The 25,469-nt window shown below is 35.9% G+C and carries 29 protein-coding genes and 2 pseudogenes; all 31 read left to right on the forward strand.

What is annotated here, in order from left to right; translation table 11 throughout:
* The coding region (locus ACWJJ4_RS13645) for a hypothetical protein (RefSeq protein WP_454021700.1) at positions 1–650 on the forward strand (650 nt) is incomplete at its 5' end.
* A gap of 90 nt (positions 651–740) precedes the next feature.
* Complete coding sequence (locus ACWJJ4_RS13650; protein ID WP_454021701.1) at positions 741–1,712, forward strand: ATP-binding protein; 972 nt, start codon at positions 741–743, stop codon at positions 1,710–1,712.
* Positions 1,713–1,753: 41 nt separating this feature from the next.
* A complete protein-coding gene (locus tag ACWJJ4_RS13655; protein WP_327861512.1) occupies positions 1,754–2,224 on the forward strand; it encodes a hypothetical protein in 471 nt (156 codons plus the stop codon).
* 14 nt (positions 2,225–2,238) lie between these two features.
* A complete protein-coding gene (locus ACWJJ4_RS13660; RefSeq protein WP_327861513.1) occupies positions 2,239–3,753 on the forward strand; it encodes a replicative DNA helicase in 1,515 nt (504 codons plus the stop codon).
* 15 nt (positions 3,754–3,768) lie between these two features.
* On the forward strand, positions 3,769–4,905 hold the full coding sequence (locus ACWJJ4_RS13665; protein WP_454021702.1) for a hypothetical protein: 1,137 nt from the start codon (positions 3,769–3,771) through the stop codon (positions 4,903–4,905).
* Positions 4,905–6,632: a single-stranded-DNA-specific exonuclease RecJ gene (gene recJ / locus ACWJJ4_RS13670; protein WP_454021703.1), complete on the forward strand. Its 1,728-nt coding sequence runs from the start codon at positions 4,905–4,907 to the stop codon at positions 6,630–6,632. The genes ACWJJ4_RS13665 and recJ overlap by 1 nt, the downstream gene beginning before the upstream one ends.
* Positions 6,633–6,644: 12 nt before the next feature.
* Complete coding sequence (locus ACWJJ4_RS13675; RefSeq protein WP_327861516.1) at positions 6,645–10,574, forward strand: DNA polymerase III subunit alpha; 3,930 nt, start codon at positions 6,645–6,647, stop codon at positions 10,572–10,574.
* Between the two features lie 26 nt (positions 10,575–10,600).
* On the forward strand, positions 10,601–11,308 hold the full coding sequence (locus ACWJJ4_RS13680; RefSeq protein ID WP_454021704.1) for a 3D domain-containing protein: 708 nt from the start codon (positions 10,601–10,603) through the stop codon (positions 11,306–11,308).
* A gap of 11 nt (positions 11,309–11,319) precedes the next feature.
* Positions 11,320–11,523 carry a YorP family protein gene (locus ACWJJ4_RS13685; protein ID WP_125122792.1) on the forward strand — a complete coding sequence of 68 codons (204 nt, stop codon included), beginning with the start codon at positions 11,320–11,322 and terminating at the stop codon, positions 11,521–11,523.
* Between the two features lie 4 nt (positions 11,524–11,527).
* Positions 11,528–11,686, forward strand: a complete 159-nt coding sequence (locus ACWJJ4_RS13690; protein WP_454021705.1) for a hypothetical protein — start codon at positions 11,528–11,530, stop codon at positions 11,684–11,686.
* The gene (locus ACWJJ4_RS13695; RefSeq protein WP_110124783.1) at positions 11,683–12,180 is read left to right on the forward strand and encodes an ATP-binding protein; all 498 of its coding nucleotides are present in this window, start codon (positions 11,683–11,685) and stop codon (positions 12,178–12,180) included. The genes ACWJJ4_RS13690 and ACWJJ4_RS13695 overlap by 4 nt, the downstream gene beginning before the upstream one ends.
* A 35-nt stretch (positions 12,181–12,215) precedes the next feature.
* Positions 12,216–13,058: pseudogene (locus tag ACWJJ4_RS13700) on the forward strand (ribose-phosphate pyrophosphokinase); the annotation flags it as partial.
* A 46-nt stretch (positions 13,059–13,104) separates the two neighbouring features.
* Entirely contained in the window at positions 13,105–14,583 is a 1,479-nt protein-coding gene (locus ACWJJ4_RS13705; protein WP_454021706.1) for a nicotinate phosphoribosyltransferase, read from the forward strand.
* A 52-nt stretch (positions 14,584–14,635) separates the two neighbouring features.
* Positions 14,636–15,853 carry a DNA (cytosine-5-)-methyltransferase gene (dcm, locus tag ACWJJ4_RS13710; protein WP_454021707.1) on the forward strand — a complete coding sequence of 406 codons (1,218 nt, stop codon included), beginning with the start codon at positions 14,636–14,638 and terminating at the stop codon, positions 15,851–15,853.
* A 49-nt stretch (positions 15,854–15,902) separates the two neighbouring features.
* The gene (locus ACWJJ4_RS13715) at positions 15,903–16,118 is read left to right on the forward strand and encodes a hypothetical protein (RefSeq protein WP_454021708.1); all 216 of its coding nucleotides are present in this window, start codon (positions 15,903–15,905) and stop codon (positions 16,116–16,118) included.
* Positions 16,119–16,888: 770 nt separating this feature from the next.
* Complete coding sequence (locus ACWJJ4_RS13720) at positions 16,889–17,062, forward strand: hypothetical protein (RefSeq protein ID WP_454021709.1); 174 nt, start codon at positions 16,889–16,891, stop codon at positions 17,060–17,062.
* Between the two features lie 15 nt (positions 17,063–17,077).
* Positions 17,078–17,609 (forward strand): annotated as a pseudogene (locus ACWJJ4_RS13725) (hypothetical protein).
* Positions 17,610–17,640: 31 nt separating this feature from the next.
* Entirely contained in the window at positions 17,641–17,820 is a 180-nt protein-coding gene (locus tag ACWJJ4_RS13730; RefSeq protein ID WP_038458576.1) for a hypothetical protein, read from the forward strand.
* Between the two features lie 16 nt (positions 17,821–17,836).
* Complete coding sequence (locus ACWJJ4_RS13735; RefSeq protein WP_454021710.1) at positions 17,837–18,286, forward strand: hypothetical protein; 450 nt, start codon at positions 17,837–17,839, stop codon at positions 18,284–18,286.
* Positions 18,287–18,357: 71 nt separating this feature from the next.
* A complete protein-coding gene (locus ACWJJ4_RS13740; RefSeq protein ID WP_206701188.1) occupies positions 18,358–18,708 on the forward strand; it encodes a hypothetical protein in 351 nt (116 codons plus the stop codon).
* A 14-nt stretch (positions 18,709–18,722) separates the two neighbouring features.
* Entirely contained in the window at positions 18,723–19,070 is a 348-nt protein-coding gene (locus ACWJJ4_RS13745) for a hypothetical protein (protein WP_454021711.1), read from the forward strand.
* Positions 19,071–19,088: 18 nt separating this feature from the next.
* Positions 19,089–19,286 carry a hypothetical protein gene (locus ACWJJ4_RS13750; protein WP_454021712.1) on the forward strand — a complete coding sequence of 66 codons (198 nt, stop codon included), beginning with the start codon at positions 19,089–19,091 and terminating at the stop codon, positions 19,284–19,286.
* A 47-nt stretch (positions 19,287–19,333) separates the two neighbouring features.
* Entirely contained in the window at positions 19,334–19,831 is a 498-nt protein-coding gene (locus tag ACWJJ4_RS13755; protein WP_077722327.1) for a DNA N-6-adenine-methyltransferase, read from the forward strand.
* A 47-nt stretch (positions 19,832–19,878) separates the two neighbouring features.
* On the forward strand, positions 19,879–20,241 hold the full coding sequence (locus ACWJJ4_RS13760) for a hypothetical protein (protein ID WP_077722328.1): 363 nt from the start codon (positions 19,879–19,881) through the stop codon (positions 20,239–20,241).
* 98 nt (positions 20,242–20,339) lie between these two features.
* Entirely contained in the window at positions 20,340–20,558 is a 219-nt protein-coding gene (locus ACWJJ4_RS13765) for a hypothetical protein (RefSeq protein ID WP_154066725.1), read from the forward strand.
* Positions 20,512–20,820 carry a DUF1653 domain-containing protein gene (locus ACWJJ4_RS13770; RefSeq protein WP_234419465.1) on the forward strand — a complete coding sequence of 103 codons (309 nt, stop codon included), beginning with the start codon at positions 20,512–20,514 and terminating at the stop codon, positions 20,818–20,820. Before ACWJJ4_RS13765 ends, ACWJJ4_RS13770 begins: the two co-directional genes overlap by 47 nt.
* Before the next feature lie 13 nt (positions 20,821–20,833).
* Positions 20,834–21,103 (forward strand): hypothetical protein, encoded by a 270-nt coding sequence (locus tag ACWJJ4_RS13775; protein ID WP_454021713.1) that lies wholly within the window; start codon positions 20,834–20,836, stop codon positions 21,101–21,103.
* A 47-nt stretch (positions 21,104–21,150) separates the two neighbouring features.
* Complete coding sequence (locus ACWJJ4_RS13780; protein WP_154066726.1) at positions 21,151–21,300, forward strand: hypothetical protein; 150 nt, start codon at positions 21,151–21,153, stop codon at positions 21,298–21,300.
* A gap of 18 nt (positions 21,301–21,318) precedes the next feature.
* Positions 21,319–21,675, forward strand: a complete 357-nt coding sequence (locus ACWJJ4_RS13785) for a hypothetical protein (RefSeq protein ID WP_326998157.1) — start codon at positions 21,319–21,321, stop codon at positions 21,673–21,675.
* Positions 21,672–22,067, forward strand: coding sequence for a class Ib ribonucleoside-diphosphate reductase assembly flavoprotein NrdI (gene nrdI, locus ACWJJ4_RS13790; protein WP_326998158.1), 396 nt, complete (start codon positions 21,672–21,674; stop codon positions 22,065–22,067). Before ACWJJ4_RS13785 ends, nrdI begins: the two co-directional genes overlap by 4 nt.
* Complete coding sequence (locus ACWJJ4_RS13795; RefSeq protein ID WP_454021714.1) at positions 22,030–25,284, forward strand: ribonucleotide reductase N-terminal alpha domain-containing protein; 3,255 nt, start codon at positions 22,030–22,032, stop codon at positions 25,282–25,284. The genes nrdI and ACWJJ4_RS13795 overlap by 38 nt, the downstream gene beginning before the upstream one ends.
* Positions 25,285–25,469: the final 185 nt, after the last annotated feature.

Raw genomic sequence — 25,469 nt, forward strand, 5'->3', positions numbered from 1 at the left:
CTGACAAAGTGAGAATTACCCAAGGAAAGATTGGATTGAATGAATATTACTCTCAAGGGATTTTAAAGGCGTATCCACAGTTAACGACTAACTTTGTAAATAGACTGGACGCCAATGAAGAATTCAATCCAAGAGCAGAATTTGATGTTGAGCTGTTTGTAAAGAATGTAACCGAAGAAAAAGTAAAAGGTGAAGAAACGGGCAGAGTTAATTTAAATGGTTATATTCCTTTATATGGTGGGAAAGTAATTCCGTTTGAATTTGTAGTCACAAAAGAAGGGTCTCAATATGTTGAAAATAATTATGAAAAAGGGTCTACGGTTAATGTTTTTGGAAAGATTATTAACTTCAAAGAGCAAAAAGTAACGTCCAAAACAGCAGCATTTGGCGAAGACAAGAAAGAAATCACTACTAATTCGAAAAGAGAGTACCTAATTACAGGTGGCAATGATCCATATGACGAGGATAGCAAAAATGCTTTTAAGACAGATGCAATTAAAAAAGCGTTGACTGAAAGAGAGATTTACCTAGATGAGCTGAAGAAAGAAGGAAATAAAGAAAACGATAAAAAGTCTGGGTTTGGCGGAAGCGCTCCTAATAACAAGCCTTCAAAGCCGGTTGAAATTTCAGATGATGACCTCCCTTTTTAATAGATAAAAATAAAATAGTTTGAATGAAAATACATAACTGGGGGTGGGCTTTGACTCACCCATCAAATTCAAAAATAAAGGAGAGCTTAAATGGCAATCGATATTTTCAACCCTCAAATTTCTGTAGTAGCAAAAGGAACAGAAGGAAAAGTTATAACAGTCTATGGGCCGAATAATCTAGGTAAGACAAAACAGAGCACAAGAATGAAAAAACCCTTATATCTCCCATTCGAAAAAGGATTGAATGCTATTGCTGGTGTTCCATTCATGCCTGTCAATAGTTGGGCTGATTTTAAAAAGGTAAACAAGCAGTTAAACAAAAATGCTGAAAAGGCCAAAGAAAGGTATCAGTCAATCATTGTTGATGAAGTAGACGCATTCGCTAAATATGCAACAAGATATGTTTGTGAACAATATGATGTTGAACGGATTAAAGACGGAAATGACGGTTATGGACTTTGGAAAGAGTATGAAACTGAAGTATGGGAAGAAATTAACAAACTAATCAGTGTCGGATTTACCGTTATTTTTATAGCTCATGCTGCAGAAGACAAAAAAGGGAAGGTACAACCGAAAGGAGATAAGCGAGTTTTAGCTCCAGTACTTGATAACAGTGATATTGTCCTCTATCTAACTTCTAATGGAGTTGATGAAGATGGAAAGGTTATTAAATCAAGCGCCTGGCTGGCTGAAACAGATGAGTATTTCGCTCGAAGCCGATTCGATTACATTGACACATATCTTCCTGAATTCACTGCAGAGAACCTGGAGAAGGCCATTATCGAGGCAGTTGAAAGACAGGAAGAAGCAGAAGGTATTGTTGCTGTTACATATGAAGAGCAAAAACAAAACAATGCTTCAGAGGAGCTTGATTATGACTCTTTGATGGAGCAAATCAAAGAAGTTGGAATTAAGCTCAATGGAGAGGGACGATTGGAAGAGGTTAATGAGATTACAGAGAAGCATTTAGGCAAGGGAGTTAAAGTGACTGAATGCAGCCGCAAACAAGTAAACGTCATGTCTGTAATCTTGGATGACCTAAACGATCTTCTATCTAAATAAACTGGGGGGATTATTCCCTCCTCCTTATTAGGGGTGATTATTTGGGAAGACAAGTCAAATGTCCATATTGTGAGACTAAATTAGATAAGGATTTAGCGATTTCTTATAAAAAAAGATACTACCATGAACAGTGCTTCAACACGTGGAGACAAGAGGCAGACCATCGAAAAGATTTACTTCAATACATATGCAACTTATATGGTCTTGCATCTCCGACAGGTATGATGCTAAAACAGATCAAAGAGTTTCAAGAGGAATATGGGTATAAGCTAAAAGGAATCGAGCTTGCGCTTAAGTACTTTTATGAAACACTGGAGAATCATCCAAGAGAAGGTGACGGCATTGGAATCGTCCCTTTTGTATATGATGAGGCCAAGCGACATTACATTAAACAAAAGGCAATCCAAAAATCAGCTGAAGACCCTAAAAATCACAAAAGAGAAGAAATCACGTTAGTTATAAAAAAGGGATTGAGAAAGAAAAGGGGACTTGTTGACATCTCAACATTATAGGAAGGAGAGTCCATTTGCTACAAGACAAAAAAGCAATTATTCAGGTTTTAGGAAGCATACTCAAGGATCCCACAATCTTGTCTGAAAGCAACAAGTATAGGATTACTTCGGATGATTTCCCTTCAAGATTTCACTCAATACTGTTTTTTGCTATGAGTAACTTATTCCAGCAAGGGACGGAAGTATTGAATGAGGTTGAGATAGATGGATATCTAAAAGATTACGACATTCAATATAAGATTTTTCATGATAACAATGGCCTTGAATACATCGAGAGAATTCAAGAGTTGGCTGTAGTCGAAAACTTTGATTACCACTACAAAAGACTAAAAAAGTTTAGTTTGCTCAGAGAAATGAGCGGCTTAGGTTTCGATATCAAGGAGATTTATGATGAAACTATAATTGATCCAAAAGAACAAGAAAAAATGCAGGAACAGTTTGATAAGAAATCGATTGATGAAATTCTAGCAGCTTATGAAATGAAGATTGTAGATGTAAAAGAGAAGTTTCGAACCTCATCCGAAAGCGTGGGAATTCAAGGTGGAGAAGGCATTGATGAGTTATTAGATTCTTTTGAGGAGTCGCCAGATATTGGAGTACCACTAAATAGCGAAATGCTTACGTCAATTTTCCGTGGGTCTCGCAAGAAAAAGTTTTATATTCGCTCAAGTATTACAGGCGGAGGTAAAACAAGGAATATGGTTGCTGATGCTTGTAGATTAAGTGCAACTGAGTTGTACGACCTTAAAAAGAAGGAATGGGTTAAAAATCCTTGGAATGAAAGTTCCGCGGTCATCTCAACGGAAATGATGGCAGAGGAATTGCAAAGCTTGGCTCTTGCCTATATCAGTGGTGTAGAAGAGAAAAAAATACTAAGAAATACTATTAATGAGCAAGAAAAACAGCTTGTGCGCAAAGCTGCTAAAGTTCTTCAAGAGTCCAATATTTGGTTCGAGCATCTTCCAGATTTCAATATCCAGGAGATCGAGAGAACGATTGAAAAGAATGTAATTAAAAATAATGTTGAGTACATTTACTTTGATTATATTCACTCATCGGTGACAATTTTTTCGGAGATGAGTAAAAAAAGCGGCGTCAACCTAAGAGAGGATCAAATCCTTTTGCTTATGTCTGATAAGTTAAAGGGCTTATGCAACAAATACGATGTCTATATGATGAGTGCTACTCAATTAAATGGTGAATGGAAAGAGGCATGGCAAAAAGGACAAGCTATAGATGCATCTTACCTTAGAGGAAGTAAAGCTATTGCAGATAAGACTGATGCTGCAATGATTATTCTACCCTTAAGTAAAAAAGAGAAGGATGCTATTGATCCGATTTTAAAAGCAGGTTTTTACTCAGAGCCAAATTTTGTTACACACGTATTTAAGAACAGGGGAAATGAGTACGACAAAGTAAAAGTCTTCTCCCATATAAATATGGGAAATATGCGGATCAAGGATTGTTTCACAACAAATCTCGATAACGAATTAATTACAGTTGAAAAATTGAATGTTAAAGCAGGATAAGGGGTGTAGCACCCTTTGAAATATGATAAGGACAGAATAAAAGAAAGTCTTACGCTTGAGGATATACATAAAATATTAAAAGAATTGGGTAGCGAAAATAATCAATGGGATCAACAAGGAAACCCAATATACAGAACCGTTTGTCATAACGCTTCTAGTGGAAGCTACAAACTGTATTATTACCACGAAGCAAAGCAATTTCATTGCTATACAGAATGTGGAGACACATTCGATGTCTTTGAGCTTGTAATACGAGCAAAAAGACAAAAAGGGATCAATATATCTTTCAATCAAGCCATTGAGTATGTTGCAGGGCTAGCTGGGAGAACATTTGGTTTCGGTAATAGGGAGACATTCACGAATAATGATTTAATTGATGACTGGGAATGGATGGGGAAGTTCAAAAAGAGGAAAAAGATAGATATTGAACTTCCCAGCTTCAATGAGACTGTTTTAGATGTATTTATGCCTTATCCTCATCAAATGTGGTTAGACGAGGGGATAAGCACGCAAACATTAAATGACTTTGAAATTGGCTACTATTTTAGAAGCTACACAGAAGGTATAACCATTCCACATCGAGATTTAAATAATAGATTGATTGGCATACGTAGACGGTCTCTTATTAAAGAGGAAGTTGATGCCGGCTATAAATATATGCCTTTAAAAGTTGGGAACACCCTGTATAATCATCAGACCATGATGAATTTATATGGATTACATAAAACAAAAGATTCAATTGAAAGGTTTAAAAAAGCCTTAATTTTTGAATCAGAAAAGTCAGTATTAAAATGTCAGGACTTTTATGGAGAAGCAAATTTCACATGCGCAGTCTGTTCAAACAACATTTCAAATTTTCACCGTGATATCTTACTTTCTCTTGGAGTGGAAGAAGTATTTATTGCTTTAGATAAATATAGACCACCGAAAGAGCATGAGACAGAGGAGATGTATCAACGTAAACTGCTAGAGTATCAGAAAAAAATCTTGAAGCTTGCAGGAAAATTTACGCCGTATGTTCGTGTGTATGTTTTGTGGGATTTTGAAAACATGTTGGATTATAAAGACAGTCCAGCTGATAAGGGAAAAGACATTTTAGAGGAGCTGATGAGAAGAAAGATTGAAATCAATACAAACGAAGGAGGAATTTAGTGGCTTATAAGCTCATTGGCAACAATGATTATAATTTCAACCTATTATTTACAATCTTAAAGAACAGAGGAATTGAAAATCCTCAGAGCTTTATTGATGTGAACCAGAGCTCAGTCATTCATTTTTCAAAACTCGATAACATTGATAAAGCATCTAATTGTTTAATAAAGCATTTAGAGAATAAAAATAAAATATTTGTTCAAGTGGATAGCGATGTAGATGGGTACACATCCAGTTCAATCATTATCAATTACATAAAAGCAATTTATCCGAAAGCTGACATACGATACCGGATTCATGAGGATAAAGAGCACGGCATTTTCATTGATACAATTCCTGATGATGTCGACTTAGTTTTAATTCCGGATGCTGGATCAGGTCAATTTGATGAACATGAGGAGCTAAAAAAGAGTGGCGTAGATGTAATTGTTATTGACCATCATGAATGTGAAAGAGAATCTAAACACGCTATAGTCGTCAACAATCAGCTCTCGACTGAGTATTCAAACAAAACATTAACGGGTGCTGGAATGGCATATAAGCTTTGCCAGGCCATTGATTATAAGCTAGGCAAAACCAAAGCAGAACAATTTTTAGATCTTGTTTCTATTGGTAATATAGCCGATTCAGCTGATTCAAGAAATCTAGAGACCAGGTACTTTATGAATGAAGGCTTAAGGAACATTAAGCATCCATTAATCAAAAAGCTCTTTAAAAAACAAGAGTTTTCAACCAAGGGTTGCACAAACATACAGAACACACAGTTCTTTATTAATCCATTAATTAACGCAGCTATAAGGGTCGGTAGCAGTGAAGAAAAAGATCAATTGTTGAGATCGTTTCTGTTGTCTAAAGAAAAAGTTCCATATAAGAAACGTGGACAAGATGAAATCAATCTCGTGTCAATTCACGATGACACAGTCAGGATTTTGGGGAACCTTAAAGCTAAACAGAAACGCATTGTTGATGCAGCTACAGTGGAAATTAAAAACAGAATTGAAGAAAAGAATTTGGTAGCTAATAAAGTGCTTATAGTCTACACTGAGGGAATTTTGGATAAAAGCTTGACTGGGCTAGTAGCAAATGTACTTGCAGGTGAATATAAAAAGCCAGTTTTGCTGGCTAGAAAAAGCGATGAAGAAGAAGGGATGTTGAGCGGGTCTATTCGAGGGTATGAGACTGGCTACATCAAAGACTTTAAAAAAGAGCTAACAGATACAGGGCTGTTTGAATTTGTTGAAGGCCATCCAAATGCAGCCGGATTTGCAATCAAGCGTGAAAACTTAATTTTGGTTAATGAAGTTATAAATGAAAAATTTAAAGATGTAGAGACAGGTGAAGAAGTTCAAAATGTTGACTTTGAGATACCGGCTAATCAACTTAGAAAGGAATTTTTAATTAAGCTGTATAGCTATAAAGATTATTGGGGCTATAAGGTCGAAGAACCATTAGTAGCAATAACAGAACTAGAAGTTGATACTGATCAAATTGAACACATAGGGAAAAAGAACAAGACAACAATCAAGTTTAAACATGGAGATATTGAATACATACGCTTTAAAAGCGATACAGAATACTTTGAGAAACTTACTCAATCAAATGGAACTTTAATACTTAATGTTGTTGGTAAGGCAAAGGTAAATGAATATAAGGGCAGACAAACACCTCAAATTGAAATTTATGACTTGGAGGTGGTTCGTACAAAGAAAAAAGAACTTGTGTTTTAAGGGGGATGAAAATTGATTGGATGTCACTGTCACACTGATAAAAGTAACATAAGGCTTCTCGATTCAACAAATTCAGTAGGAGAATTGCTTAAAACAGCGGTTCAGATGCATTATAAAGGATTAGCTATTACTGACCATGAGGTTCTTTCAGCGCATTTGGAAGCGATTAAGACTGTCAGAGAAATGAAGAAGAAGGGGGATATGCCTGCAGATTTTAAACTCATACTTGGGAATGAAGCATATTTAGTCGATTCACTGGAAGAAGTTCGTGATAACTATAAGTCAGGACAGACAAAGTTTCCGCACTTTTTAATGTTGGCAATCGATCCTATAGGACATGAGCAGCTAAGAATACTGTCTTCACAAGCCTGGGGAAATTCATTTTACACAGGAACAATGGAAAGAGTGCCAACAGTTAAAAAGGATGTAGAAGAACTGCTTAGCAAAGATCCAGGTCACATTATCGCTACAACAGCTTGTCTCGGCTCTGAGGTGAATATCAATTTACTCAGAATCAAAGAATGCGAAGAAAGTGGAGACATTCAGTCAATCAAACAGCACAAATTAAAAATTCATGAGTTTATAACATGGTGTATTAAAGTCTTTGGGAAAGATAAGTTCTTTATTGAGCTTCAGCCAGCTTTAAGTGAAGAACAGATTTATTGTAATAAGAAACTTGTTGATATAGCTAACGGCTATGGATTGAAAATGATTGTCACAACTGATGCACACTTTCTTAGACCGGAAGACAGGGCAATTCATCAAGCCTTTTTAAACGCCAAGGATGGAGAGAGAGAAGTCGACTCTTTTTATGAGGCGTGTTTTGTTCAGAATGTTGATGAAATTCATGAGAGAATGGACTACATGGACAAAGAGATCATCAATGAGGCCATTGAAAACACATTGCTAATTGGAGAGATGATTGAAGACTATACGATTGAGCACGAACCAATTATTCCAAAAATGGAGCTACCACAGTTTAAATTAAGGCATTTATTTAAACCAGCATATAATGAATATGAGTACATAAAGAAGATGTCTGAATCAAAAGATGAGCAGGACAGATATCTCTTGAAATTAATTGAAGATGGCTTTGATGATAAGTTGAAAACAAATGAGCTAACAAAGGAAGCATTTCACAAAATATTAAATAGGATTAATGTTGAGCTTGGAGAGCTTTGGGAAATCAGCCAAAAGCTAAACCAGTCCATGCCTTCTTATTACATAACAGTCAGAGAAATAATTAATATTATTTGGGATGATGAGTGTGGTGGAGATAGTTTAGTTGGGGCAGCCAGGGGAAGTGCGGCAGGATATCTCGTTAACTATTTACTCGACAACACTCAATTTAACCCAATGCAATATGATTTACCACATTGGAGACATATACATAAATCTAGACCTGATCTTCCAGATATCGATATTGATACTGAAGGATCAAAAAGACAAAAAATTCTTAAGGCACTTAGAAAAAGATTTGGAGACAAACGTGTTCTTCAAATTGCTACTTTTGGAACTGAGGGCTCAAAATCAGCACTTAAGACAGCATGTAGAGGCTTAGGGATAGATAACGATATATCTGAATATTTAAGTGGGATGATTCCTTATGAAAGAGGGTCTAACTGGCCTTTAACGCATTGTTTTTATGGTGACAAAGAAACTAATAGAAAACCAATGAAAGAGTTTATTAGAGAGGTTGAACAATATCCCAATCTTAAAGAAACAGCTCTGAAAATTGAAGGGTTAACTAATAAACGGTCTTCTCACGCAGCTGGAGTTATCATCTTTAACAATGAATACACGAAGTCGAATGCAATGATGAAAACTCCTAAAGGAGCTTTTATTACACAGTTTAATATGGGTGATAGTGAAGCCATGGGCTCGGTAAAGTTTGATCTTCTTACCATTGAGGCTTTAGACAAGATTCGAGTAACCTTAGACCAATTAATCGAGAACAAAGAAATTGAATGGCAAGGGAACTTAAAGGAAACATACAAGAAGTACATACATCCAGACGTAATCGAATATGAAGATCCAAGGCTGTGGGAAATGGCTGGTAATGGAGAGGTAATGGATTTGTTCCAGTTTTCGACCGAGGTCGGCCACCAATCCGTGATTAAAGTTAAACCCAAAAACCTGCTTGAGGCGGCAGTCACAAACTCTTTAATGCGGTTAATGTCTGATAGCGAAGAGCAACCTGTTGACACATACGTAAAGTATAAGAACAATATGTCACTATGGTATGAAGAAATGCGCAATTATGGCCTAAGCAATGCTGGGATAAAGGTGGTTGAACGATATTTAAAAGACATTTATGGAGTTGCTGATACTCAAGAAGTTGTCATGCAAATGGTAATGGATAAAGATATAGCCGGCTTCGATATTAAGGAGTCAAATTATTTAAGAAAATCCATAGCAAAGAAAAAAGAAGATGTATTAAAAGAAGTTCAGAACTTGTTCTTCAAGAAAGGGAAAGAATGTGGTGCATCAGACGCTCTTTTGAATTATGTATGGAATGTTCAATTTAAAAGACAGTTTGGCTACAGTTTCAGTCTGCTTCATACTTTAGCGTATTCCATTATTGCGTTACAGGAATTGAACTTAAACTATCGATATAACCCCTTATACTGGAATACTGCCTGTTTGACAGTTAACAGTGGAGGTGTTGAAAATGAAGAACAAACAGAAGACAAAGACGGAAATAAAAAGACTCAGAAAACCGACTATGGGAAAGTTGCTTCGGCTATAGGAAGCATACGCCATCGAGGTATAAAGGTTGATTTGCCGGATGTTAATAAAGCAGGTTTTGGTTTTAAAGCAGATATTCAAAACAATTCAATTATCTTTGGAATGAAGGGCATGAATGGAATTGGAGATGAAATAGTTCACCGAATAATTTCAAATAGACCATACGAGTCCTTTGAAGAATTCCTTGATAAATTATTCTATACCGGAAAAATCAAAAAAGGCCAAGTAATACAATTGATTAAGGGAGGCTGCTTTGATACCTTTGATGACCGAAAAGAAATCATGAAAAAGTACATCACAATAATTGCCGAACCTAAAAAGAAATTAACCATGGCAAATATAGGTATGATGTTAGAAAACGATTTAATTCCTGAACAATTTGCTTTAGAAATTAGGTGCTTTAAATTTAAAGAATATATTTCAAAGAAAGTCTTTAAGACAATTGAATCACCTAATGATAAGCTTTATTTGTTAGATGATGCAGCGTCTGAGTTCTTTAATCAAAACTTTGATGAAAATTGTGTGGTGGATTTTCACAATGAACATCTTATAATCTCAGAGAATGCATTCAAAAAAGAATATGACAAAAAGATGATTGCATTAAAAAAATGGTTGGGAACTGATGAGGCTCTAAATCTTTTAAATCGAAGACTACTTAACAATGAGTGGATTAAATATGCTAGCGGCACATATGGCAAATGGGAAATGGATTCATTGAGCTATTATTATAACGATCATGAGCTTTCTGGTATTAACTTTGAAAAATATGGCATTGCTGATTTTTATGAGCTTCCTGAAGAACCGATTAAAGAGAAGCCATATCAATGGAGAGGGAGAACTCTCTACGAATATGGAACAACTCGGATTGCAGGAACCGTATTAGACAGGGATAAAAACAAACATACAATTACACTCCTTACACCTACAGGGGTGGTAACAGTTAAACAGTGGGCTGGTAGCTTTGGACATTATAATAAACAGATTTCTCGACCTGTTGCCGGCGGCAAGAAAGAGGTTGTTGAGAAGTCTTGGTATACCAGAGGAACTCTGCTGATGTTTACTGGATTCAGAAGAGGCAATAACTTTATTCCTAAAGTATATAAGAACAGCATCTATAGCCACACGGTCTGTAGGATTGATCATGTTGATAGTGAAGGCAATATTAGTTTAACAACCAAAAGAGCTGAGGTATAGGAGGCAGGATTATCAATAAAAATTTTATGGATAAAAATAAAATAAAAACGAACATTTTCAAATCCGTTTATGGTATGATGATTTTAATTCCGTTAACCACTTTTTCTTACATAAGTTATGAGCAACATTTACATAAAACAGAGGGAAATGAAGACTCAATAAAAGAATCATTTTATAAGAAGTCTGGACAGATTAGGATACCATCAAGTGAGAATATTGTCTTACGGCTATTTAAAAAAGCTCAAACGAACAAAGAACAACAATTAAAAAGGCATACAGAGAAGATTATCTCAGCAAAACTCATTAAACCTAAGCAAAGTAAGAAAAGGCACATGAGAGGAGGTGAGAAGGCAAAGCATAGAGTTATTAAGAATAAAAATAAAATTATTATTAAAGAAAAAGAAAACAAGCCACCGGCCGCAAAGAAAACCGTCCAGGTTAAGCTGAGTGCTTATATTGCACACTGCCAAGAAGGATGCACAGGAACAACTAGAACAGGTGTTGATGTTACTCAATCAATCTATTATAAAGGGTATCGTGTTATTGCAAGCGATCCAAGCGTTATTCCTTTGAATTCAATTGTTGAAGTAAGAATCGGTGGGGAAACGTTCAAAGCAATTGCAATTGATACTGGAGGCGCAATCGTTGGAAATAAAGTGGACTTGCTTGTAGCAACCGAGCGTGACGCAATTAATTTTGGTAAGCAAAGTGGAACAATCTCGATTATTAGTTAGGAGGCGGTTAATTGCCGAAGTTTTGGTCTTATCCAGAAGGGTTAAAAGTCATCATAAATGAGAATGCAAAGAACGCTTGCCCACATCATGTTGGAAGAGAAGGGAAGATTGTTGAGTTGATGCATTCTGCCACATATGATTACGCGGTCAGTGATGAAACAGGTGATATTACATTCTTCAAGGAGCATGAAATAAATCCAGCTAAAGGAGGTTAATTGAATGTTTAAACAGGGAGAGAAGGTGATTGCAGGTTTCACGGGTGAGATTGGTGTTGTTGCGCAAGTTGATAAAGGACATGAGCAATTAGAAGTTGAGTTTCCAGACGGCTCATATAGGGTGATAGGCTTCAGCAATGTAAGAAGGGTGGAAGATAAATGACGATGATTATTTTAGAAGGCACTGACTGCTGCTACAAATCAACAGTAGCAGATAAGCTTAGCAAAGAACTCGGATATCCGGTAATAAAGGGATCCAGCTTTGAATTGGCTAAGAGCGGTAATGAGAAGCTGTTTGAACACTTTAACAAGCTGGCTGATGAGGACAATGTAATTATTGACCGATACATATATTCAAATTTAGTCTATGCGAAGAAGTTCAAGGATTACTCAATCTTAACGGAAGAGCAGCAAAGAACAATCGAGGAAAAGATTAGAGATAAAGCAAAAGTGATCTACTTACACGCTGATCCAAAAGTTATTAAGCAGCGCTTACTTGAACGTGGTGATGAATACATAAATGATCGTGATATTGAGCCGGTATTAGAGTTATATAGAGAAGTGATGAGCGATGTAGGGTTACATACATATTCGTGGGATACAGGACAGTGGAACAGTGATGAGATTGCTGAAGGCATTATTCATTTGATTGGATAACTCAAGACAAATGGCTATAAAACAATGCTTTAGAAAGGGGATTAATGAAGATGATTACAGTGAATAGCAAGAAAGTTGAATTTACAGAGTTCCCAAATGGAGAATTAAACTTAAATCACAAAAGCATTGATGTACTGGCGAATTCGGATTCAGCTACTAATGTAGGTTTTAAATTTGAAAATAATACTGACTTGATAAAACTGATGTTTGTTAAAAGATACTTAGACCAACTAAAAATTAAAACTACCAGGTTGAGTATTTCATATATGCCGTACAGCAGAATGGATAGGAGTGAGAACGGTTCACCATTTACTTTGAAATACGTTGCCCAGTTTATTAATGAATTAGAATTTTCAGAGATCGAAGTATACGAACCACATTCTGATGTAACGACTGCACTTTTAAACAGAGTGAAACCAAATTTCATTAATTTTAATTTGATTAATTTAGTTAAAAGAATTGTGAGGTTTGATGAGAACAAAGATTATTTGATGTTTCCAGATGCAGGTGCAAGTAAAAGATACAGTAGGATGAAAGCTAAAAATGTCCTTGTAGGACACAAGCATAGAGATTTTGAAACAGGTGAAATAAAAGGGCTAGAGCTTGTTGGAGACATTAGTGGAGCGAATGGACGCCAAGTAATAATTGTAGATGACCTTTCATCCAGAGGCGGTACGTTTGTCCATAGCTCAAAGAAATTACGTGAACATGGTTTTTCTAATGTGTTCTTATTAGTAGCTCATGCAGAGAACACAATCTTCAAAGGTGAACTATTTAATCACATTGACACTGTCTTCACTACAGATAGCATTTTAACCGAACAAAACAATTGGGAAAATAAAAAATATGAGTCAAAGCTAAAAGTATACAATATTTGAACAAATAAAAACCAAACCTAATAACATGATAGAGAGGATCGATTCGATGAAAAAAACACCTGCAACATTATTAGCTGACTTTTATAAATTGAGCCATCGTGAACAATACCCTGAGAAAACAGAAAGTGTGTATTCAACTCTAACTCCACGTAGTAATAAATTTTTTCCGAGAGCTGATAAAATTATTGTTTTTGGTGTTCAGGGGTTTGTGAAAAAATATCTGATTGAGTACTTTAATAACCATTTCTTCAGAAGACCTAAACAGGAAATTGTAAATGAGTATATGAGAATTGTTAAAAATGCACTGGGGAAAGAAAGTCCTGATACAAATCATATTGAAGAACTACATGATTTAGGCTACTTGCCAATTAAGATTAGAGCACTTAAAGAAGGTTCTCGGGTACCCATGAGAGTTCCAGTTTTAACAATTGAAAACACAGATAAAAGGTTCTTTTGGCTAACAAATTATTTGGAGACAATCCTCTCAACAGAGACTTGGCAACCTATGACTTCTGCAACTGTTGCATATCAGTATAGAAAGATATTAGAGAAGTATGCTTTGCAAACAGTGGGAGATACGGAAGCTGTAGGATTTCAGGGACATGATTTTTCAATGCGTGGAATGTCTTCTTTAGAATCCTCCCAAACAAGTGGAGCAGGTCATTTACTAAGCTTTAATGGAACAGACACTATTCCTGCTATTGCATATTTAGAAGAATATTATGATGCAAATGTAGAGAAAGAGCTAGTGGGCTCATCAATAAGTGCAACTGAGCATTCAGTCATGTGCTCCTATGGAGATAAAAATGAGTTTGATTTATTCAAACATCTTATGACCAGCGTATATCCAAGCGGATTCTTTAGTGTGGTATCTGACACCTGGGATTTTTGGAAAGTAATTGGAGAATATCTCCCTAAACTAAAAAAAGAGGTAATGAGTCGAGAGGGGAAAGTTGTAATTCGCCCTGATAGTGGAGACCCAGTTTTAATTTTGATTGGTGATCCTAATGGAGAAACAGAACTTGAACGTAAGGGATTAATCGAATGTCTATGGGATATATTTGGAGGGACTGTGACCAGGAAAGGTTACAAACTCTTAGATTCGCACATTGGAGCAATATACGGAGACTCAATTACGTTAGATCGTTGTGAGCGAATTGTGGAAGGGTTGGAATCCAAGGGCTTTGCAAGTACAAATGTTGTGTTTGGAATTGGCAGCTATACGTACCAATACAACACTAGAGATACATTTGGTTTTGCCGTAAAGGCTACTCATGCCATTGTTGACGGGGAAGAAAGAATGTTGTTTAAGAATCCAAAGACTGATGACGGGACAAAACGAAGTCAGCGGGGGAGAGTTGCAGTTATCAATGAAAACGATGAACTTACTCTCATTGACGGGTTAACAATCCAAGCTTATAACTCTGAATTTAAAAATCAAGATCAAATGGAGGACGTATTTATCGACGGTAAGCTAGTGAGAGATCAATCTCTACAAGATATTAGAAAAAGAATCAACAACTAATTAAAAGATCAATTTTATTTAGAATAAAAATAAAATATATGGAGGTTGTTTGTTGAGAAAACTACGAGTAATGAGCCTGTTTAGTGGAATCGGTGCATTTGAAGCTGCACTAAGAAACATTGGGGTTGACTATGAACTAGTTGGCTTTAGTGAAATTGATAAATATGCAATTAAATCATATTGTGCAATTCACAACGTTGATAAGCAATTAAATTTTGGTGATGTAAGTAAGATTGATAAGAAAAAACTGCCTAAATTTGATCTTTTAGTTGGAGGGTCTCCTTGTCAAAGCTTTAGTGTAGCCGGCCATCGAAAGGGATTTGAAGATACAAGAGGGACATTGTTTTTTCAATACGTTGAGACTCTTAAGGAAAAGCAACCAAAGTTCTTTGTTTTTGAAAATGTTAAAGGGTTAATAAATCACAATAAAGGCAATACGATGAATGTAATGACAGAAGCTTTTAGTGAAGTGGGGTACAGAATTGACTTAGAACTGCTTAACTCCAAGTTTTTCAATGTCCCACAAAATCGTGAACGTTTATACATAATTGGAGTGAGAGAAGATTTAATTGAAAATGACGAATGGGTTATAGAAAATGGAAGGAACGATGTTTTAGCCAAGGGGAAAAATAGATTAAAAGAATTATATATAAAGAGTTTTAATTTTAAATGGCCTTTACAAGCCATAATTAATAAGAGGCTTAGAGAAATTCTTGAGGATGTTGTCGATGAAAAGTATTACTTAAACGAAGAAAAGACAAGGAAACTTGTTGAACAGCTTGCAGCTTCACCACAGCAAAAACATGAAACAAGGGAACCGTTAATGGTGGGACATGTAGATTTAAAAGGTCACGATGCCATCAAAAGAGTTTACTCGCCAGAAGGAGTTTCTCCAACATTGACAACTATGGGAGGAGGTCATAGAGAGCCTAAGATAGCAGTTAAATGTGCCGGGAACTTAAATCCATCCGGTAACGGAATGAACGGGAAAGTATACGATTCAAACGGATTAAGTCCTACTGTTACCACCAGTAAAGGAGAAGGTCATAAAATTATTGAGGAACAACCTAAATATAAAATTAGAAAATTGACCCCTTTAGAATGCTTTCGACTGCAGGCATTTGATGATGAAGATTTTGAAAAAGTTTTTGCTGAAGGCATCAGTAACACACAATTGTATAAGCAAGCCGGCAACTCAATTACAGTGACAGTACTTGAGTCAATATTTAAAGAATTAATACATACATACGTTAATGAAGAATGTGAATAAAATTTGTCTTTTAAAGAGTAAAAATAAAATATAAGAGGTGGAGTCTGTAGTGAACTACCCAGAAAGCTTAAAAGAGGAAGCCGAAAAAATTAAAGATGAAGTAAGAAGCGGCAAATTAGACGAGGGGAAAATAAAAGACATTGCTAAGTCTGCAGTTGAGTTTTTAAGATCTCAAGAAAAGAGTCATGCTCATTGTGCAGAAGTTGCTGGAGCGATTGCTGCAAACCTAGATGAGTTCTTCAAGTCTTATCTAAAAGAAGATTAATACAACAGGATAACAAGAAAGGATAAAGGGATGTTTATTGAAAAGGTACTATGTTAGATGTAAAGATCACAAAGGCGAAAACGCGTCTTTGGTAATTGAAGCAATGTCTACAGAAGAGGCTAAACGGAAGGCATTAGACATACATAAGGTAAAGACTGTTTATAACGTGAGCATTGGGGAAGGCAGAGGGGCAAATTACCTTCAGAGAAAACATTCGCCGTACATAAAGAATGACAACGGGAAAACTATAATCATATTCTCGTAGAGGAGGTTTCGTGTAATTAGGGATATTGCCAGGGATATCATTAATAATGACGTTGATCAGATTGAGGAGATATTAGATAAGCTTTGGGTATATTTAGAGAACAATTTAAGGCCAGAGGATAACCACATATGGAAAAGGTGTGACTCGGATATTTTGGCTGCAACAGTAAAGCTAAGAAATTTAAAAGAAACTTTTTAAGAATAAAAATAAAATGGTTGTTGATTTTTTGAGAGAATGCGAGTATATTAGAAATATAAGAATCGAGGTGATGCATTGGAGTGTGTTAAATGCAAGGATCACATTGGAGACATCGTATATTACATAAGAATATCCGACAACAAAGAATACAGGGAATTCCCGGTACATAAAGAATGTGGAGAAGCAATCAAGAAAGAATGCATTGAGAAATGTAAAGACATGAAATTAGAAAAGACATTGGATTACTTGCAATTACTTTAAGAGTAAAAATAAAATATTCCTTTTTTCGAGAATGGAGAGATGTTGTATGAGTAAGTATGTAGTAGAGATTTGGGCTGGAAAAGAGTATGTGGGAAAAATGCTAGACAGTGATGGAAAAGTTACTGAATTTTCATTTAGAGATGTAGCTGGCGTAGCTGCTTTAAATTTAAAAAAAGACAGTTCACTAAGAACTTGGTGTGAAGTGGTGGAATTGAAATAGTGAAAGGAAATATAAATGATTTCCTGGGAAAGCGCAGTATGCGACAAATTGGAACAAATGATGAGGGGTGAGGAGTATGCAAACCTTAAATGCACCGATTTATGAAGTTAAACAGGAGAGCGACTGGTATAAAGCAGAGAAGAAACGAAAAGAGGGTATTAACACCTTCTTCGACAAGTTTAAAGAAAAGTATGGCGTCGAGGAAGGTTTCTCGTTTTATCACTCTGAGTATTTCGGAGTCTATGAAGGAACTGAAGCGTATGAAGTATTTAAAAATGACATTGTTAAAAATCCAAAAGACGGATTTTACGCTTTTAAAAAACGATCTAAGCATTTTAACGAGATAAAATCTATGATTGAGCAAATTGAAAAGGTAAGTCCTTTCAGGTCTCATGATGAACTTGGTTTAAATAACATGACTGGTCGTCAGTGGATAGACGACAGGTGGTTCTTTGGAGTTAAAAGTGAGCAACTTGTCAAAGGAGACAATGTGGTTGCTATTGACTATAAGGATTATCTAAAAATTGTAATGGAGCATTTAGATTAAAATTCAATTTTTATAAAGAAAGGAGAAAAACATGAGAGACATTACATCCGAATTCACATTGAGAGGAGTAAACAGAAAAACTCTGAAACTCCTGGCAACTAAGAGTATTGATTATCCAGATACATGGGTAAAGGTTCAAATTGGAGATCAAATAGCAGAAGTTGAGGCAAAGCAACTGTTGGTGGCAATAACGGCATTTAATGAAATGTGAGAAGGGAGAAACTAACATGGAGAAGTGTAGAGCAGTATTTAAAGGCAAGAAAATAGAAAAGATTTACCTTTTCAGGGCATATCCATCGTGTTTTCATGGCGTCCATGCGAAACGAAAGCCACCAGCTATTGACCACGAGTATTTAGATATATCTACAGAAACTTTTTATGAGGATGAAATTAATTTTGAAGTTAACTGTGGTGACACTCTTTACATAAATGAACTTGATGAAAATGTTCATATAGAAAAAAAGGTCAAAATGCTTGATGGGGGATGGATTTACTTCACTGATTATGTCATTAGCACAGTCGAGAATAAGGAGAGTAAAATTCAAGCTGAAAAACAATTAAGGGAGTATTTAGACGAAAGTAAAGTAAAAGAAAAGCATGATAATCAGCTAGGAAATAAAAGGATATCATTTTGGAAACATTTGAAACATGCTTTTAAGAAAGAGATGCAACAGTAGGAGGTGAATAAGTGGGACGACATAAAGCAACATTTGAAGGGAAGGTAATTAAGAAAAGTTGGACATTAGGCTTGTGTGATGCCCTTGTCCCAATCGAGCAGCAATGTGAGTATCAGACATTTTTTGAAGGGAACATCGACTTAGACCCAATTGAAGTCGGAGGGAAAGTGTATATCCCAGGGTTTAACGAATACGTAGTCGTAACAGACAGGCAACGCAACACAAAAAATGAATGGACATATCAGACTGACAAGGTCATTAAAACAATTGAGGATAAAGAGAGCCTTGAAAAAGCAATTCAAAAACAAGAAAAAATAGAGAAATGGAATCAGCAAGTTAAACAAGACTATGAACGCTTTAAAGAGCAAGAAAAGAAACGTAAAACTTCCTGGTGGAAGAGGCTAATCACTAAAAAAGACTAAAGGAGAGATATTTATTGAATAAGGATACAAAAAATATTTGGAACGGTTTCTTTATCGGATCAGGTTCTCTGATTGTAGTGGGGTTACTCATTTTTGTTGAAGCAGTGACTATGTCACTAGTTGTCTATTATGGATTGAATCATGTGTTAAACCCATTGCTTATTGATACATACAACATTCAAAATACCCATATCACTTTACCTCATGCATTTGTGATTGGTGTTTTACTCAACGTATTTGTCAAAGGTGTAAAACGGTCAGATCAGGAAAAAGATGAGAACATTTTCAAGAAAGCCGGTAAGTCTTTACTTCATTCAGCTTTTGCATTGATTGTTCTGTATGTCAGTACATTGTTTATTTAACGAAGGAGGAATCTGAATATGATTAAATCGCAGCAAGTTAAAGTTTTTAGAGAGACGTTACATTGTGATGAATGCGAAGAGGCTCCAGAGCTTGTGTTTTCAAATATGATGCTCACATCAAGCCCACCGAAATATCCGTTTCAATGCCCATTGTGCATGAAAAAAGTTTATATGAAAACAACCTATCCAAAGGTTAGATACGAATCAGTTGATTGAAGTCTAAATAAAAGTTTTATTTTATCTAAACAGAGGGGGAACTAAATATAGAGACTAAAACAAATTTTAACCAGGGGGTATTTTTTAACCCAGAGGAACGAACAGATGTCTGGGCAACCCCAATTGACTTTTTTAATAAAATCAATGAAAGGTATAAATTAAATCTTGATGTGTGTGCCAAGCCATCAAACGCTAAGTGTAAAAACTTCTTTACTCCTGAAATTGATGGATTGAAACAAAAATGGGTTGGTAGGGTATGGATGAATCCCCCATATGGAAGGGAAATTAAAAAGTGGATTAAAAAAGCTTATGAAGAAGTTGAAAATGGGAATTCAGAAATTGCAGTTTGTCTTGTTCCTGCAAGAACTTGTTCTGCTTGGTGGCATGAATACTGTATGAAAGGTGAAATCTTATTCATTAGACACAGACTAAAGTTTGGAGGGAGTAAAATTAATGCTCCATTCCCTAATGCACTAGTCATCTTCAGTAATGAGCATGTGAATACATATAAAGCTATTGATAGAGAGGGCAACTTAGTATTTTAAATAAAAAAATGTGGCTTTAAACCAATTTTGCAAAAGGAGAGTCAGATATGATCTTAAAAGAAATTGCTTTATATGAAGAAACACTAAATAAACATTTGCCAAATGAAACAAAAATGGTTCTTCATTACAGAAATGTAGAGGCAACTGAAAACGAAGATAAAATCACATTAAGGTTTGGTGTTGATTCATTGGTGTATAAATGGGTTGAACTAGGCGGGGTATTTAAGGGTTCTTATAAAATGAAAATGACTAGCCTTGAGGATGAAACAAACGAGGTTTACGTGAAAATCGAAAAAATCCAAACGAACTCAGACAGAGATTTGGCGGTGGAAATAGAATTTAATGTACTCAGTCCATTTCGGAGCATTGAGGGCGTACCGGGCATTCATTCGCTCTCCATAAAAGGATGATTTTAAGGAGTTGATTAGACATTAGTATAAGTCAAAGGCAGTCTCAACGTATTCGAGAAGCTCTGATAAATTCAAACACAACTGCTGAGGAAATTGGAATGGATAAGGTATTATCAGAAGTTCTCCATCTACTCAAGAGAAGAATTTTGGAGCTGGAAACTTTGTATTATCCAGAGTGGGAATATGAAAATGCAAAAGTGAAGCTTGAAGAGCTTAGAGAAATGGTGAATAGAATTAATGCACTTCGAGGAACCGGGAAGGATGAACAAAGTGAATTTGAAAATGCAGGAAGCGGTTTTACATCTCAACAAATATGACAGCAGTTCAAAAAGTGCTCAAGATGCACAGAAGTTGTTGAATGCTTTGAAGGATACATACGATGTAGTCGGTTGTCGGTTTAGACATTATAAAGGCGGTCTTTATAAGGTTATTGGAGAGGTCATCCACACTGAAACAGAAGAAAAGCTGGTTACATATGAAGACCAAGACGGTGTTCTTTGGGCAAGACCTAAAGACATGTTCTTTGGAAGAGTGGTTATTGATGGCGAAGAGATTATGAGATTCACAAAAATAGATTAGGAGTTGACGAAATATGATGAAATTGTTTGAGGTAAGTGATCCATATTACGCATTAATCAAGGCAAATACAAAAGAAAAGGCAATGAAGTTGTATACAGAAGGAGTTGCCGATGATGAAGAGAATCTTAGCAAAGAAATGCAGGAAGTTTCATTAGAACATGCAGTAAAAGCCTACATTCATAGAACTGGATTTGAACAAGGATTCTTCTTTAAAGATGAGATTACAAACAATTTAAAAGGCAGAGAAGAAGGTATAGTTGTAATGGATGGACATTTATTGTAAGAGAAATAACTCTATAAAATCACAGTTTCAAAGGAAGGGGAAGCAAAATGAGTGCAGCAAGAAAGTGGAGAGATTTGAGAAGCAAGTTAATTGGATATAAGGCATTCGGTAAGTTCAGTGATGTTGTTATTAACCATATTCTCAATGATATGGATGAGTTGGACGTAAGACACGAAAAAGATAAAAACAAAAAATAGAGAAAAGGGAGTTGTGGAATGGGAGCTGCTAAACAGTTATACGTGAAGCGTAGTGACTTGGTGATTTTAGATGATGCGAAAGATAATACGAAAATACATATGCAAAATGGTGAGTCGTTTACGGTTTTTAAAGGAGAGCTTATTGCAACTGACTTAGATGGAAACCAAATGGTTATCCCGCAGAGTCAAAAGCATAAATATGTACCAGTTGATTTGGAGATGGAGGACTTATCCCCTCTTAGAGTTAAGATGGCTAAAGGCTACAAGGAAATGGGAGACATTAATTTAGAAATGTCTGAAGCTTTTCATCATGCTGAAAATGAAGCAGAAACAACCACCACCAGTTTGGTTAACGGAGAATATAAAGAATATTGATTATTACATATGAAAGCAAGACAGGTAATGTGAAAAGGTTTGCTCAAGCTTTACAAAGGGAGTTAAACTTCGATGTCATTGAAATTACAGATGACTTAATCATTGAAGAAGAATTTATACATATTACATATACGATAGGCTTTGGGGAAGTACCTGAAAGGACTTTGAATTTTATTATCAAGAATAAAAGTAAAATAAAAGGGGTTGTTGTGAGTGGTAACAAGGTTTGGGGTGATAACTATGGTTTAGCTGGGGAGAAGCTTTCAGCAATGTTCCACGTACCATTGTTATTAAAGTTTGAACTAAGTGGAACAAAACAAGATTTGCAGAAGATTAATCGGGAGGTACAACTTATTGACAAACACAATACCAAAGTGGATCAAGCTCAATAATGAGATCATGATTCAGAAAGACGGTAAGTTTCAATTTGAGAAGGATAAGGAGGCCGTACACAGTTACTTTGTTGATTACATTAATCAAAACACAGTCTTTTTCCATGACTTAAAAGAGAAACTGGATTATCTGATTAAAAATGATTATTACGAAGAAGAATTCTTAAGCGAATACACATTTGAGCAGATTAAATCAATTTATAAGATTGCTTACAGTTACAAATTCAGATTCCCTTCTTTCATGAGTGCTTTCAAGTTCTACAATGACTATGCATTGAAGACAAACGATAAAACAAAGATCCTAGAGAGATATGAGGATCGTGTCTCAATTGTAGCTTTGTATTGTGCAGATGGTGATTATGATAAGGCTATTGAGGAAGTACACGCCATGATGAAACAAGAGTATCAGCCGGCAACGCCTACTTTCCTTAATGCAGGACGTAAGCGAAGAGGTGAAATGGTAAGCTGTTTCTTGCTTGAAGTGGGAGACAGTTTGAATGATATTTCACGGGCGATCGATATTTCCATGCAGCTGTCTAAATTGGGCGGCGGCGTTGCATTAAACCTAAGCAAATTACGAGCCAAGGGTGAAGCGATTAAAGACGTAGAGAATGCAACTAAAGGCGTCGTAGGTGTTATGAAACTATTGGATAATGCTTTTAGATATGCAGATCAAATGGGACAAAGGCAAGGGTCTGGAGCAGCTTATCTAAATGTATTCCATCCAGATATTACAGATTTCCTGGATACCAAAAAAATCTCAGCAGATGAAGATGTCCGAGTTAAAACACTGTCTATTGGTGTAGTGCTTCCTGATAAATTTATTGAATTGGCAAGAGAAGATAAGGATTTTTACATGTTCTATCCTCATTCAGTTTACAAAGAATATGGGCAGTATCTTGATGAGATGGATATCAACAAAATGTATGATGAGCTTGTTGAAAACCCTAAAGTTAGAAAAGCAAAAGGGAATGCTCGAAAGCTGTTAGAGCAATTGGCCATTCTAAGAAGTGAATCTGGCTATCCTTATATCATGTTTGCTGACAATGTAAATACAGTCCATCCAAATGAACATATTTCAAAAGTGAAGTTTTCTAATTTGTGCGTTACTGGAGAAACACTTCTTTTAACTGAGAATGGATATGAAAAAGCAGCTGATCTTTACAAAAAGCAGAATGAGCTTAAAGTGGTCATTGATAATAGAACAAAAGATTTTGCAGTTGGCAGCAAAGGTACTTCAATAGTAGATGCAATTCCAATGCAATTGACTAAAAAAGATGCGGGAATATTTAAAGTCAAAACGAAGCAAGGATATGAAATAAGGACAACTGAGTGGCACAAATTCTATGTGAAAAGGGACGGTGAAATTCAAAAGCTCCAATTGAATCAGCTAAAAACGGGCGATAAATTATTAGTTCAATCAGGTGAGGGAGCATACGGCGACATTCATGAGCCAGATCTTGCTTACATCATGGGCATTATAGCTGGGGATGGAACCATTACTGAAAAAACTGCCAAGATTTATTTATACGATAACAAAAAAGTTCTTGAGCAGAAAGTTACTGATGCAGTTCACCGTATTATTCAAAAACACAAGCTCGATCGTGCTTATAAACACAATACTTCACTGGCTCCAACATTTAATATGGCTAATCCAGAAAAACAAGATTTACTCTACATGAATAGTACAGTCTTATTCGACATCTTGAAGAAGTTCGGTATGGACAAAGAAACTAAAACAAGAGTCCCAGAATTCATTTTTCAAGCTAATAAGGAAACGCAAGCAGCTTATTTATCAGGTTTATTCCAGACTGATGGGTGTGTAAATGCAAATCATAAAGCCAAAGCATTAACAATTGAGTTAACATCCATTCACTATGAGAGCCTTCAGGACGTTCAGAAGCTATTACTAAACATGGGTGTTTATACAACGATCTATTCTAACAATAAGCGTTCACAAGAACTCCTTCCTGACGGGAAAGGTGGTTCTAAGCTGTACAATGTAAAGCCAACTCACAAAATCAGTATTCAAGATAGAAACTCAAGAGAGTTGTTTATGAGCATTGTTGAAATGAAAGAATACGATATTTATAAATTCAATTTGCTAACTGAGACATTGCAACCTTCTTCAAGAAAGCCAAAGCATGATTTTACGGCTGAAATTATTAGTATTGAAGAAGATGGTGTTGAGGATGTTTATGATACAACACAAGAAGACTATCACTCTCTGATTTTCAATGGGATTGTTACTGGCAACTGTTCAGAGGTGCTCCAAGCATCACAAGTCTCAGTTTATACAGATTACGATCAGGAAGACGAAATTGGTTTAGATATCTCATGTAATCTTGGATCCATGAACATTGTAAACGTAATGAGCAATCAATCAATTGCTTCCACGGTTAGAATAGCAATTGACTCACTAACGACTGTTACAAGGAAAACAAACATTGTAAATGCCCCAGCTGTTGCGAGAGCAAATACACTAATGCGATCAATTGGTCTTGGGCAGATGAATCTACATGGTTTTTTAGCTCAAAATAAAATTGCTTATGAAAGTGAAGAAGCTAAGGACTTTGCAAATACATACTTTATGATGGTTAACTTCTACTCCCTGCAACGTTCAATGGAAATTGCAAAAGAAACAGGGGAGACGTACTACAAGTTTCACGGATCAACTTACAAATCAGGCGAGTATTTTGATAAGTACGTGACAATTGATTATAGCCCTAAATATGAAAAGATTAAAAGCCTGTTTGGAGATCAACATATTCCTAACATTGAAGATTGGATGAAGCTTAAAGAGGATGTTATGAAATATGGGTTGTATCATTCGTATAGGCAAGCTGTTGCACCTACTGGAAGCATCTCATATGTTCAATCATCTACAGCCGGTGTAATGCCGATTATGGAGAGAATCGAGGAACGTACATACGGAAACAGTAAGACATATTATCCAATGCCAGGTTTATCGGCTCAGAATTGGTTCTTTTATAAGGAAGCATACGACATGGATATGTTTAAGGTAGTTGATCTTATTGCCACTATTCAGCAGCACGTCGATCAAGGGATTTCATTTACGCTGTTCTTGAAAGATACGATGACGACAAGAGATTTAAACCGGATCGACTTATATGCGCATCATAAAGGAATTAAGACGCTGTATTATGCTCGAACGAAGGATACAGGGCAGGATTCGTGCTTGAGTTGCGTGGTTTAAGCGAGGAGGCGCTGAAAGATGTTAAGTTCATTGGCAGTTTGGTATTTGAGAAAAAGAAAAAAGTCAGTACTGATTGGGTGTCACCTAAAGGGCGGATGTATTAAAACCCTTAATAAACACGCACTAACTTACGACAACGTATTATTTGATGTTAATTATAGGTCTGCTGATGATAGACCTATTAT

The organism is Bacillus sp. JK62 (assembly GCF_053663455.1).

Excerpts from the sequence above, each read along its gene's own strand:
- ACWJJ4_RS13705 (WP_454021706.1), top strand. The coding sequence starts at position 13,105 with ATGAAAAAAACACCTGCAACATTATTAGCTGACTTTTATAAATTGAGC.
- ACWJJ4_RS13765 (WP_154066725.1), top strand. The coding sequence starts at position 20,340 with ATGGATAAGGTATTATCAGAAGTTCTCCATCTACTCAAGAGAAGAATT.
- ACWJJ4_RS13650 (WP_454021701.1), top strand. The coding sequence starts at position 741 with ATGGCAATCGATATTTTCAACCCTCAAATTTCTGTAGTAGCAAAAGGA.
- ACWJJ4_RS13760 (WP_077722328.1), top strand. The coding sequence starts at position 19,879 with ATGATCTTAAAAGAAATTGCTTTATATGAAGAAACACTAAATAAACAT.
- ACWJJ4_RS13730 (WP_038458576.1), top strand. The coding sequence starts at position 17,641 with ATGAGAGACATTACATCCGAATTCACATTGAGAGGAGTAAACAGAAAA.
- ACWJJ4_RS13775 (WP_454021713.1), top strand. The coding sequence starts at position 20,834 with ATGATGAAATTGTTTGAGGTAAGTGATCCATATTACGCATTAATCAAG.
- ACWJJ4_RS13750 (WP_454021712.1), top strand. The coding sequence starts at position 19,089 with ATGATTAAATCGCAGCAAGTTAAAGTTTTTAGAGAGACGTTACATTGT.
- ACWJJ4_RS13735 (WP_454021710.1), top strand. The coding sequence starts at position 17,837 with ATGGAGAAGTGTAGAGCAGTATTTAAAGGCAAGAAAATAGAAAAGATT.
- ACWJJ4_RS13680 (WP_454021704.1), top strand. The coding sequence starts at position 10,601 with ATGGATAAAAATAAAATAAAAACGAACATTTTCAAATCCGTTTATGGT.
- ACWJJ4_RS13690 (WP_454021705.1), top strand. The coding sequence starts at position 11,528 with ATGTTTAAACAGGGAGAGAAGGTGATTGCAGGTTTCACGGGTGAGATT.
- ACWJJ4_RS13695 (WP_110124783.1), top strand. The coding sequence starts at position 11,683 with ATGACGATGATTATTTTAGAAGGCACTGACTGCTGCTACAAATCAACA.
- ACWJJ4_RS13785 (WP_326998157.1), top strand. The coding sequence starts at position 21,319 with ATGGGAGCTGCTAAACAGTTATACGTGAAGCGTAGTGACTTGGTGATT.
- ACWJJ4_RS13720 (WP_454021709.1), top strand. The coding sequence starts at position 16,889 with ATGAGTAAGTATGTAGTAGAGATTTGGGCTGGAAAAGAGTATGTGGGA.
- ACWJJ4_RS13780 (WP_154066726.1), top strand. The coding sequence starts at position 21,151 with ATGAGTGCAGCAAGAAAGTGGAGAGATTTGAGAAGCAAGTTAATTGGA.